The sequence below is a fragment of the Rhodococcus sp. IEGM 1379 genome (assembly GCF_030056815.1).
Classification (GTDB): Bacteria; Actinomycetota; Actinomycetes; order Mycobacteriales; family Mycobacteriaceae; genus Rhodococcus_F.
The window spans coordinates 64,211-75,692 of record NZ_JASHKR010000022.1 but is presented as its reverse complement, the minus strand read 5'-3'; the positions used below and the strand labels follow the sequence as shown (position 1 = coordinate 75,692).

At 61.2% G+C, this 11,482-nt stretch carries 10 protein-coding genes and 6 tRNA genes; 10 read left to right on the top strand and 6 right to left on the bottom strand.

Annotation, left to right across the window (positions count from 1 at the left end; genetic code table 11):
• From QM600_RS14745 to QM600_RS14735, 3 genes are all read right to left on the bottom strand, one after another.
• Positions 1-1,072 (bottom strand): threonyl--tRNA ligase family protein (locus QM600_RS14745; protein WP_283262220.1); only part of this gene is annotated, 1,072 nt, incomplete at its 3' end.
• A gap of 132 nt (positions 1,073-1,204) precedes the next feature.
• Positions 1,205-1,657, bottom strand: coding sequence for a TIGR02611 family protein (locus tag QM600_RS14740; RefSeq protein WP_502942982.1), 453 nt, complete (start codon positions 1,655-1,657; stop codon positions 1,205-1,207).
• Positions 1,658-1,798: 141 nt separating this feature from the next.
• Positions 1,799-1,870 (bottom strand) — tRNA-Val (locus QM600_RS14735).
• Between the two features lie 286 nt (positions 1,871-2,156).
• Here QM600_RS14735 and QM600_RS14730 point away from each other — a divergent pair.
• The 5 genes from QM600_RS14730 (at position 2,157) to QM600_RS14710 (ending at position 2,662) form a co-directional block, all read left to right on the top strand.
• Positions 2,157-2,229 (top strand) — tRNA-Gly (locus QM600_RS14730).
• A gap of 25 nt (positions 2,230-2,254) precedes the next feature.
• Positions 2,255-2,325 (top strand) — tRNA-Cys (locus QM600_RS14725).
• Position 2,326: 1 nt separating this feature from the next.
• Positions 2,327-2,401, top strand: a tRNA-Val gene (locus tag QM600_RS14720).
• Between the two features lie 92 nt (positions 2,402-2,493).
• A tRNA-Gly gene (locus QM600_RS14715) sits at positions 2,494-2,569 on the top strand.
• Positions 2,570-2,587: 18 nt separating this feature from the next.
• Positions 2,588-2,662 (top strand) — tRNA-Val (locus QM600_RS14710).
• Positions 2,663-2,792: 130 nt separating this feature from the next.
• Here QM600_RS14710 and QM600_RS14705 read toward each other — a convergent pair.
• Entirely contained in the window at positions 2,793-3,275 is a 483-nt protein-coding gene (locus tag QM600_RS14705) for an alpha-isopropylmalate synthase regulatory domain-containing protein (RefSeq protein WP_283262219.1), read from the bottom strand.
• Positions 3,276-3,450: 175 nt separating this feature from the next.
• Positions 3,451-4,836, bottom strand: a complete 1,386-nt coding sequence (locus tag QM600_RS14700) for a GH1 family beta-glucosidase (RefSeq protein ID WP_283262218.1) — start codon at positions 4,834-4,836, stop codon at positions 3,451-3,453.
• 115 nt (positions 4,837-4,951) lie between these two features.
• On the opposite strand from QM600_RS14700, the gene QM600_RS14695 reads away from it, so the two are divergent.
• Both QM600_RS14695 and QM600_RS14690 read left to right on the top strand, forming a co-directional pair.
• A complete protein-coding gene (locus QM600_RS14695) occupies positions 4,952-6,148 on the top strand; it encodes an MFS transporter (RefSeq protein ID WP_283262217.1) in 1,197 nt (398 codons plus the stop codon).
• Positions 6,149-6,169: 21 nt separating this feature from the next.
• Positions 6,170-6,745, top strand: coding sequence for a GNAT family N-acetyltransferase (locus tag QM600_RS14690; RefSeq protein ID WP_502942981.1), 576 nt, complete (start codon positions 6,170-6,172; stop codon positions 6,743-6,745).
• On the opposite strand, the gene zapE is transcribed toward QM600_RS14690, so the two are convergent.
• Positions 6,746-7,762, bottom strand: coding sequence for a cell division protein ZapE (gene zapE, locus QM600_RS14685; protein WP_283262215.1), 1,017 nt, complete (start codon positions 7,760-7,762; stop codon positions 6,746-6,748). It lies immediately after the preceding gene.
• 34 nt (positions 7,763-7,796) lie between these two features.
• On the opposite strand from zapE, the gene QM600_RS14680 reads away from it, so the two are divergent.
• Genes QM600_RS14680 through QM600_RS14670 form a run of 3 tightly spaced genes read left to right on the top strand, consistent with a single transcriptional unit; the run spans position 7,797 to position 11,475 of the window.
• Entirely contained in the window at positions 7,797-8,555 is a 759-nt protein-coding gene (locus QM600_RS14680) for a pyrimidine reductase family protein (protein WP_283262214.1), read from the top strand.
• A 19-nt stretch (positions 8,556-8,574) separates the two neighbouring features.
• Positions 8,575-10,131, top strand: a complete 1,557-nt coding sequence (locus QM600_RS14675) for an alpha/beta fold hydrolase (RefSeq protein WP_283262213.1) — start codon at positions 8,575-8,577, stop codon at positions 10,129-10,131.
• 60 nt (positions 10,132-10,191) lie between these two features.
• On the top strand, positions 10,192-11,475 hold the full coding sequence (locus QM600_RS14670; RefSeq protein WP_283262212.1) for a glycosyltransferase family 87 protein: 1,284 nt from the start codon (positions 10,192-10,194) through the stop codon (positions 11,473-11,475).
• The last annotated feature ends 7 nt before the right edge of the window (positions 11,476-11,482 follow it).

The following is an 11,482-nucleotide window of genomic DNA, read 5'->3' as shown; positions in this document are numbered from 1 at the left end:
GGCCCGGCTTGCGCACGGTGCCGTCCTCGTTCAGTTCCTCGTCGACGTGCATCGCGGGGAACATACCGTCCTTGTACCAGTCCAGGTGACCGGAAACCTCGTACAGATGTCCCTTGGTGATGTGCGGGGTGTTGACGAACTCGTAGCCGGCCTCGATGTGGCGGCTACGTGAGTAGTTCTCCATCTCGGTACGGATGATGCCACCCTTGGGGTGGAAGACTGGCAGGCCGGAACCCAACTCGTCGGGGAAGCTGAAGAGGTCAAGCTCGGTACCGAGCTTGCGGTGGTCACGACGCTCGGCCTCGGCGAGGAGTTCGAGGTATTGATCCTGCGCTTCGGTGGACTCCCAGGCCGTGCCGTAGACGCGCTGAAGATCAGCGTTGTCCTGGTTGCCACGCCAGTAGGCCGCGGAACTGCGGGTCAACTTGAAAGCCGGGATGTGCTTGGTGGTCGGGATGTGCGGACCACGGCACAGATCCGACCAGATGGTGTCGCCGGTACGCGGATCGAGGTTGTCGTAGATGGTCAGCTCGTTGCCGCCCACCTCCATGACCTCGGGGTCGTCGATACCGGACTTGTCGTTGATGAGTTCGAGCTTGAACGGCTCTTTCGCCAGCTCGGCCTGCGCATCCTCGATCGAGTCGACAACGCGACGCGAGAATCGCTGCGATCCCTTGATGATCTGCTTCATACGCTTTTCGAGCTTTGTCAGATCTTCCGGAGTGAACGGACGATCGACCGCGAAGTCGTAGTAGAAGCCGTCGGTGATCGGCGGGCCGATGCCCAGCTTCGCGTCGGGGAATTCCTTCTGCACTGCCTGCGCCAGAACGTGAGCAGCCGAGTGACGGATAACGCTGCGTCCGTCCTCGGTGGACGCTGCAACCGGTTCGACCAGGGCGTCGACGTCAGGGGTCCACGAAAGGTCTTTGAGTGTGCCTTCGCTGTCACGAACAACAACGATGACGTCCGGGCCCTTGGTGGGGAATCCTGCTTCACGTACCGCTGTCCCGGCGGTCGTCCCCGCGGGCACCCGAAGTGGGGCGGCTGAGTGCTCTGGCGCGGGACTGGTCACGGCGATGTGCTCCTAATGTATTTGCGGCAAGTAAGACGTGCGTATCGCTCGATGAGGACGCACGCACGATCATGTTATCGGCCCCGCCGTACCGACGAGTCAACCGAGTGAAGTTAGCAAGCGACTTTCACGTCAGAGAGGTGACTCGAGCCACGAGTAGTCCAGACCGACCCACGTTCCGAGCAGGTGGAAGGTGCCGAGAACCCACAGAGTCACCAGCACGACCACTGTGGTGAACAAAACGCCGAGACCCTTGACGATCAACGACTGCTTGCCGAACCACGTCATGAATCGGTCGTAGCGCGCTTTGGCGAAATGCAGGAGCCTGTGGGCCCAGGTGAACTCCGATGCCAGGATTCCGAGGCCGGCAAAGACTATGAGCCAGCCCGGTCCCGGGTACGGAATGGTGACAACGCCGACTGCGAGCACGATCAGGCCGATGACTCCCACGCAGATTCGGTACGCGAGGTTCAAACTCGGACGCGCTGCGATATGTGCCCTCCACCGTTGCCAGCGAGACTCGGCTTCCTTGAAGAGCGACAGATCGGAATCGTCGACGCGAGTGTCGACCTCTTCGGTACTCAACGTCCCTCACCTAGTTTCCGTCCCTTATGGATGTGTCAGCAACCAGGCTACCGAAACGTCCACCCCGGCTCACAGTCGAAAGGGCACCCGGAGACGACTGAAGGCGTCCCCGCAATCGGGAACGCCTTCAATGTTTTCCTGTGGTCCCGGCTGGGATCGAACCAGCGACCTTCCCGGTGTGAACGGGACGCTCTTCCACTGAGCCACGGGACCTTTTGAAACATCCGAACGCATGCGCTCGAACGAGTTGGAACATTAACACGACCCAGCGATGAATACGAATCACCAGGTTGTCATTCACGCCGGCGGTATTCCGACTCGAAATCCCCAATTCAGGACTTCCACATTCGGGCTGTGGGCCACGTTCAGGACAGTATTTTGCTTCAATTTATACTCAAAATTGCCCCTGAACTGGTGATTTGTATGTTTCGGATGCCGTCGGCTAATGTTTTCAACGCACCGAGGAGAGCAACCCGCTCCCCAAGCAACACGGTGCAATGCGGACGTGGCGCAGCTGGTAGCGCACAACCTTGCCAAGGTTGGGGTCGCGGGTTCGAATCCCGTCGTCCGCTCGAGAGGTGTAACTCAACCTTTTATGGTGGAGTGGCCGAGTGGTGAGGCAACGGCCTGCAAAGCCGTGCACACGGGTTCGATTCCCGTCTCCACCTCGCGCGATTAGCTCAGCGGGAGAGCGCTTCCCTGACACGGAAGAGGTCACTGGTTCAATCCCAGTATCGCGCACCACGTCAGGCCCTCGGGCCGGATGGTAAAAACCCGCTTGCGGGTCTGATAGGTTAGACAAGCACTGAGCGCCGGCAACGGAGTTCCTTGCGAATGCGGACGTGGCGCAGCTGGTAGCGCACAACCTTGCCAAGGTTGGGGTCGCGGGTTCGAATCCCGTCGTCCGCTCCATTTTTATCCCAAGATCCCGCGCGATTAGCTCAGCGGGAGAGCGCTTCCCTGACACGGAAGAGGTCACTGGTTCAATCCCAGTATCGCGCACCAATGCAGTACAAAAGTCCGGAATCCCGTTGGGGTTCCGGACTTTTGCGTTGTCTGTCAAAAGTTGCGCAGTGAGATTGAGGGGGGACCCCTCGCGGGATCCCCCCTCAACGTATCTAGATGTTCAGGTATCTCAGTTGGCGAAGCGGTTCGCAGCCGACGTCATCGCCCGGAGCGAGGATTCTGTCGCGGACTCACCGATGCCCATTGCCCAGCTGCGGCGGCCGCCGCACTCGGTGAAGATGAAGGTGGCCGTACGGTGGCCGATCTGGTGTTGATGGAACGACAGGATTTCCAGGGAGATTCCCGCGTCGTAGAGCATCGACGTCATAGCCGAGATCGCACCGGTTGCGGTAGCGGATGCTTGTGCAATGCGCTCCCCCAGACCGAGTGTCGCCTCGAAGGTCCAACGGCCGGGCGCAATCTTCTCGGTTGACCACGCGCCGAGACGGATCGGGCCGTTCATTGCAGCGTAGGTGGATTCGAATTCATTCCACGACATTGCCGAGCATTCGGAACGCAGGCCGGCCGGCAAGGATTTTCCATGGCGCGCGGCAAATGGATCGGCAGTGAAGGCGGTCGAAGAATCAGAAGCGAAAGCGAAGTTGAAAGTCATGATCGTGGTCTTCCTGGAATGAAGCGGAGGACCAACTGGTAGCACAACGACCCGCAGCGGGGGGTCGGTCCGATTCAGACCCCGCTACGGCGATGTACTACGAGAATGCGCTTCATGAGAGTCGAGGCTAGGCGGCCGGGCCGCAGAACGCAACCCAGCCGCCTCCGTCGACAAACTAGACCCGCGCCGCCTTGTGCGCTGAGATCAACTCGCGATACCACTCGAACGAGTCTTTCGGCGTCCGCTTCTGCGTCGCGAAATCAACGTGGACCAGGCCGAACCGCTCCTTGTAGCCGGCCGCCCATTCGAAGTTGTCGAGCATCGACCACACAAAATAGCCCTGCACGTCGACGCCGTCATCCATGGCCGATCGCAGCGAACGCAAATGCGCGTCGTGGTATTCGATGCGAGCAGGGTCGTGGACCTCGCCGGCCTCGTTCGGAGCGTCGTGGAACGAGCACCCGCTTTCGGTGATGTAGATCGGGGGCAGCGCGTCACCGAATCGGGACTGGAAGGTTCGCAGAATCTCACCGAGACCCTCGGGAATGATCGGCCAGCCGAAATCTGTTGTCGGATAACCCGTTATCGCAACCGGAGCGAACGGCAATCCCGGCGGCAGATCGATCTCGAGAACACCCGCGGTGCCCTCACCCTCGACCGGTGCCGCAATCATCGTGGGCTCGTAATAGTTGATCCCGTACCAGTCCAGTGGCGCGGCAATGATTTTCAGATCCTCGTCGACCGGCCCGCTGAGAAGCTGAGCGAACTCGTCGGCCGGGTATTTTCCGACCAGCACCGGATCCGCGAACATCCAGTTGACGACGTGATCGTAAATGTCGGCTGCCATTACGTCTTCGGGCGACTCCGACGCGGCACGCACCGGAGCGTGATTCGACGCGATGCCAATGTTGGAGCAGCCGGCCGAACGCAGCGCGTTGACCGCAAGTCCGTGTCCGAGCAGTTGGTGGTGTGCAGCTTGGAACGCCTCGAATCCGAGCGCAAGACCCGGAGCGTGAACGCCGAGCGCATGCCCGTACAGGGTGTGAACGACCGGTTCGTTGAGCGGCATCCACATTCCGACGCGATCCGCAAACTTTTCGCCCACGATCTGCGCGTACTCCCCCAACCGAAATGCCGTGTCACGGTTCATCCAACCGCCCTGCTCTTGCAGCGCCGACGGCAGATCCCAGTGATAAAGCGTGACTGCTGGCGTAATTCCGGCGTCGCACAGTCGATCGATCATCCGGTCGTAGAAGTCGAGGCCTGTGACGTTCACCTGGCCTGTTCCGGTCGGAAGGATCCGCGACCAGGACAGGGACAGTCGATACGCGTCGAGGCCGAGTGTGGCCATCAGGTCTACGTCGGATTCCCAGCGGTGATAGTGATCAGCGGCGACGACGCCGGACTCCCCACCGACGATGGCGCCGGGACGGTCACAGAAGTCATCCCAAATCGAGCGTCCGCGACCGTCTTCGGTCACAGCTCCCTCAATTTGGTACGCCGCAGTAGCGGTTCCCCATAGAAAGGACGACGGAAATTCTGGCGCTGGCTTCCAACTCATGTGGGTCAGTTAATCAAAGAACGGTGCAAAACAATCAACTTTGTTGGACACTCGACCAGTACTGAGATCCAGTACCGTTCGGCAAACACACCACACCAGACAAAGGCCACATTCGATGACGGAACTTCCCCGCACCCTGACCAGGGCACGGATCGCCACTTCCGTGGCCTTCGCCCTCCAAGGATTTCTGCTCGCCTCGATCTTGACGCAGCTTCCCAAATTCAGGGATCTGCTCGAACTCAGCGACAGCCTGGTTGTTGTCGCCGTCGTCGTCGTGTCGGTCATCGCAGGCCTCGGCAGTGTCCTCGCCGAGATGATCGCCGTACGGACATCGAGCAAAACGACACTGCGCACCGGCCTCGCCGTCATCGCGATCTTCGGCGGAGCAATCGGAATTGCCCCAAATCAGTTTGCATTCTTCGCCTTCCTCGCGATCTACGGCATCGGACTCGGCATGGTCGATGCCGCTGCGAACATGCAAGCCGTCTCGATCCAACACGCCAAGGGACGGTTCATCCTCAGCTCGTTCCACGCCGCGTGGAGTGTCGGAGCCATTATCGGAGCCCTGTTCGTCTCTGCCGCATCAGGACTAGACCTTTCGGTGCGAACAATCCAGTTGACTGCGGGAATCCTTGTCGGACTTATGCTTCTGACCTTCGGCCCGCAGTTCCTCAATCCTTCCGAAACAAAATCCGTCGACGCCGGTACACCTGGCAAGGTCGACCTCACCGTTCCGATGCGAGTCTTCATTCTGCTCGGCGTCGCGATGGCCCTCTTCTACGCGGTCGACTTCAGCGTGGGCAACTGGTCCACCATGTTCCTCGAAGACGACCTTCTGGCTGACACCAGCACTGCCGCACTCTCGGTGGCGGCGTACCAGATTGCCGCACTCGTCGCGCGATTGACGGGCGACTACTGGGTGAGCAAATTCGGGGAAATCACCGTCGTTCGAATCGGTTCATTGATCGGTGTCGCCGGCATGGCTGTTGTCGTGACTTCGCAGTCCCCCGTCGTTGCCATCATCGGCTTCACGATCGTCGGTATCGGTGTCCCGGTCATCGCCCCGATCTGCTTCAGCGCCGCCGGACGTATGGCTGCGCCCGGTCAGGTCGACGCCGTCATCGCACGCATCAATCTCTTCAACTACGTCGGAACGGTGGTCGGCGGCGGAATTGTCGGAGCCGTGGCCGCGTTCAGCGACTTGCGGGTCGGATTCCTGATTCCGCTGGTCTTCTGCGGAATTCTGATCGCCCTGGCACCCGTCTTCTCCCCGAAGTCGGCGGTAGTCGAGGCGACCGAGAAAGCCGTGTAGTCACGGGCGGTACAGCAAGTGATGTACTTGTCGCACCAATGCACGTGCACGAAGGGCAGAATTTACGTGACGATCACCGTTGACCGAGCTGGAATCTGGGACTCCGAAGCCATCGCCGACGTGGCGGCGGTGACATTCCCCCTCGCCTGTCCACCAGACGCTTCCGACGATGACATCAGTGCATTCATCGACAACATCCTGTCCGTCGACAAGTTCGCCGAATACCTGACCGACCCGACGCGCACTGTCCTCAAGGTGATCTCCGGCGACGCCATCGTCGGATACGCGATGCTGATCGACGACGAACCGACCGATCCAGATGTGCAGGCCGCGCTGACCCTGCGACCCACCACCGAACTGAGCAAGCTGTATGTTCTTCCCGGAAATCACGGAAGTGGTGCTGCCGCAGCGCTTATGGACGCGGCTATTTCACACGCGCAGAAGTGCGGCAGCGCGGGAATCTGGCTCGGAGTGAACCAGGAGAACGTACGCGCGCAGAAGTTCTATACAAAAAAGGGGTTCACGCAGGTCGGCACCAAGACGTTTGTCGTCGGCGCCCAGCTCCATCACGATTTCGTGATGGAGCGACCGGTGTAACTAGTTGGCTGCGACCTCGAAGCGCGACAATGCAAGCAGACGCGACGTGGCACGGAGGTACTTCTTCTTGTAACCGCCGGCCAGCATCTCCGGGGTGAAAATTTCGTCGAGACGAGCACCGGAAACGGTGACCGGGATACTCGCGTCGTAAAGGCGGTCGGCAAGAACCACGAAACGCAGAGCGACAGACTGATCTGTCGCGGGGTGAACGCCGTCGATGAATACAGCGCGAACACCCTCGACCAGCTTGTTGTACCGCGACGGGTGCAAGGTGCTGAGGTGCTTGCACAGCTCGTCGAAGTTATCGAGTGTTGCGCCGTCGATGGACGCGGCACGCGTCACCAACTCATCCGAGGAAATCGGATCGGGGGCCGGCGGCAAGTCGCGGTGACGGTAGTCGGGACCATCGACGCGAATGGTTTCGAAGATCGATCCGAGCTTCTTGATCTCGCGCAAGAAGTCCTGCGCTGCGAAACGGCCCTCACCGAGCTGGCCCGGCAACGTGTTGGATGTCGCGATGATCGATACGCCGCGTGCGGAAAGCTCCGAAAGCAACCGCGAGACGAGCATGGTGTCGCCTGGATCGTCGAGCTCGAATTCGTCGATGCACAGAACGCTGTGTTCGGAGAACGCCTCGACGGCCTTGTTGAAGCCGAGCGCGCCCACAACATGGGTCAACTCGACAAAGGTGCCGAAAGCTTTGGGCGACGGAACACTGTGGAAAATCGAAGCCAAAAGGTGCGTCTTACCGACACCGAAACCGCCGTCGAGGTACAGACCAGCACCGGTCGACGGAGTCTTCTTGCCGAACAATCCGCGGCGTCCACCGCCACGAATCTTGGCTACGCGCTTGGAGAATTCCTCGGCCTTGGCGACAGCAGCCGACTGGCTCGGTTCCTTGGGATCAGGAATGTAGGAAGAGAAACTCACCTCGTCGAACATTGCGGGTGGGACCATTTGAGCTACCAACTGATCGGCGGGTACCACCGGGCTGCGATCGACAAGACGTTCATGCATCCCTCCAGCGTATCTACGTGATGTGATCTCTCCTATGCGCCGTACTCATATTGCGACCTACTTCACACCAGAGGATCCGGACAGCCTCCGCGAGCTCTACGCCTACCCGGAAAATCTCACGCGCCCCTGGCTGCGCGTGAATTTCGTGTCGAGCATCGACGGGGCCGTCTCCGTCAGCGGCGTGAGCGGAGGCCTGGGCACCCCGGCCGACAAGACTGTGTTCGGAATTCTGCGGGAACTCTGCGACGTCGTGGTCGTCGGAGCCGGCACTGCTCGCTCCGAAAATTATGGCGGAACTGTGATGAGCGACGACGCTCGGGAACGCCGTGTCGACGCGGGCCTGGCCCCCGTGCCGCCGATTCTGGTCGTCTCGGCACGTGCATCGGTCGACCCGGAAAGTCGATTGTTCCGAGACACAACGGTTCCGCCGATCCTTCTCGTCGGCCGCGACGCGGACCCCGTTGCCGTCTCGAACCTTCGCGCAGCCGGTGCCGACATTCACGTAAGCGACTCTCCCACAGTGCGCAGCATCGATATCGAGAAGGCAGTCTCCCAGTTGAATTTGCCTCGAATTCTTTGTGAGGGTGGACCTTCCCTATTCGGCCAACTGATCGCCGACGACGCCGTCGACGAACTGTGCATCACCACCTCGCCGCAACTCGTCGGCGGCGCGGCCGGACGAATTGCAACCTCCCCCCACTCCCTACCCACCCCGATGACACCCGCGCACATCCTCACCGACGCAGACGGCACGATTCTCTCGCGGTGGGTTCGTCGCCGCCCTCGGCACTGAACCTGGCACTCTGGTCGGCATGCGCAGAGCGGCTTTGATTGCAGTAGTCCTGGCGACGTGTTGTGCCTGCGGTGCGGGCCCTTCACTTCGCCCTGTCGTAGCGGTCGAAGGTCACACCGGTGGAACGCCGGCCACAACCGACGCGTCGGGAACCGTGAGTCCGCCCGTCCCCGAACCCGCTGTCCCGAGTAACGACCTCCCCTGGCGCGACTGCAGCGGAACATCGCTGAGCGATCGCGCTTTGGCCGCGGCAACCGCCGGCGTCATCCTCGAGTGCGCCGAGTTCAGCGCGCCCATCGACGTCAGCGGCCAGATCGACGGAACATTCACGGCCGCCGCCACCCGCGCCCGAACGTCCTCGACGCCTGCCGACGCCTATCCGGTCGTATTTACTTCCGGAACCGATCGCTCGTCCGGAAGCACCCTGGCGATGCTGGGATCATCCGGTCTGACCGCTGTACTTGCCGCCCACCCGGTCGTCGCACTCGATCGCCGCGGAATCGACCGCTCGACACCCATCGAATGCATGGAACCCGATACGCGCCGCGGGCTCGCCGACCTCGGTCAATTCGAACCGAGCACTTCCGGCGACGCCGCCGACGCCGTCTCCAGCCTCGGCCACGACGCCACCATTGCGTGCACCGACTACCTCGAACCCCAGGAACTGAAGTTTGGCGCCGACGCTGCCGCCCAAGACATCGAGGCACTGCGTTCGCGCTGGGGCGTCGACACAATTGCACTCTGGGCCGCCGGTTCCGGATCTGACATCGCGTTGAGCTACGCCGCAGCCCATCCCGACAACGTTGCCCGGCTGATACTCGACTCACCGGCCCCCGTTGCCACCGATGCGGCTACCGAAGCCGAAAGCCACGTCCGGGGACAGGAAGCCGCTCTCGCAGCGTTCGCAACGCGCTGCGCCGGGCTCTCGTGCTCCCTCGGTCCTGACCCGCATGCCGCCGTCGTCACGTTGATGGAACGAGCCCGGAAGGGAGAGTTCCGTCCGCTGTCGGCGTCGTCGCTCGCGAACGCCATTTCCGCGAGCCTCGGGATCTCCGGACAGAACCGGCAGCTGGACACCACGGTCCTCGCCGACGCCCTGAGCGCGCTCGGTACCGGGAATCCAGTGCCGATGCGTGAACGCGCCGCTGCGGCCGAGAAGGATCTGGGCAGCGACGGACAATTCGTCGGACGCTGCACCGACGGCGGACAGTGGCCGGGCGTCGGACGCGCCCGTGAATTGCAGCAGACGTGGGGCAGCGCCTATTCGGTGTTCGGGAACGAAGCCGCACTCGGGCTGTTAGCGTGCGCCAGCTGGCCGACGACCACCCCGACTCCCCTACCGACCACCCTGAAACCGACGGTCCTCGTGTTGAGCGGCCAGGCGGATCCTGCCGTCGGCAACAGCGGACTGGCCAGCGTCACCGGAGTTGTCACCAATGCGGGAACCCGGTTCGCCACCCTCGACTGGCAAGGCGCCGGCCACCCGACGATGCAGACCAACTGTGCACAGAACGCTGCCGTGTCCTACCTCGACAATCAAACGTTGCCGTCCAACGGAAGTGTCTGCCCCGCTTGACGCGATGTGACGCTCCCACTTCGCAAATTAGGGTGCATCCCCTATTGCAGTCGCCCTTCGGTGTACCGTTCCGAAGTGTTCCTTAGACAGCTCGAGCCTCGTACTGGGCGGACAACCCAACAAGTCGTCAACTACGTTTTGTGGCCGATCGCCGTGATGACCGTGATCAATCGCGTCGTCGTCAAGGCCGTCAACGGGGCGATCACCGATGACTTCCGGCCGGTCTACAACGCAGCTCTGGCGTTCTGGAACGGCCGCCCGGTGTACACCGCCGATTTCAATTCGGTAGATCCGCATTACCTCTACCCGCCATCAGGTTCACTGTTGATGGCACCACTCTCCATCCTGGATCCCGAACGCTCACGCTGGTTATTCATCGGCGTCAATGCAGTTGCCGTACTCGCTGCGTTGTATCTACTGCTGCGCCTGTTCGATCTGAAGATCAGCTCCATCGCCGCACCGATCCTCGTTCTGGCGGCGTTCACGTCGGAGACCGTCACCAACACGCTGATCTTCACCAATATCAACGGCATCGTACTGCTCAGCGAAATGGCGTTCCTGCTGTTCCTGATGCGCCGAAACGACCTGTGGGCAGGCGCCTCAATCGGCATCACCCTCGCCATCAAGCCCACACTGGCCCCACTTCTGTTGCTGCCGTTGGTCCGTGGGCAGTGGAAGGTATTTGTCACCGCACTCGGAATCCCGTTCATCCTCACCGTCGTCGCAGTACCGCTTTCTGCCGACCCGATGGCGTTTGTCGAACGCACCATCCCGTACCTGCTGGAATCTCGCGACTACTTCAACAGTTCGATCGTGGGGAACGGCGCCTACTTCGGCCTGCCCGAGTGGTTGATCCTGTCGCTGCGAGCAATATTCGCCGTCATGGTCCTCGTGTCGCTGTGGCTGCTGTACCGCTACTACCGAAACGACGAACTGTTCTTCCTCACCACCACAACCGGCTTGATCATGACGGCGTCGTTCCTGCTGCCGTCACTGGGCCAGATGTACTACTCGATGATGCTGTTCCCGCTCTTGATGTCGGTGATGCTCAAGAACTCGGTGATGCGGAACTGGCCGGCTTGGCTTGCCGTCTACGGCTGCATGACCTTCGACGACTGGTGGTCGCTGCGATGGCCCGCCTTCGGCCGAGCAGCCGAGTACATGAAGAGCACTCTCGGCTGGAGTTTGCTCCTGATCGTGATCTTCTGCGTCTTGGGCTACCGGTACCTGGTTGCACGACGGGAAGGCCGTCTGGACCGCGGAATCGACCCCGCCTATCTACTCGATCCGCCCCTCGAAGCGCCTTCACCGGCGCGCAAAGCCGAACCAGCAGCAAAGGGTTAGCGTAGAG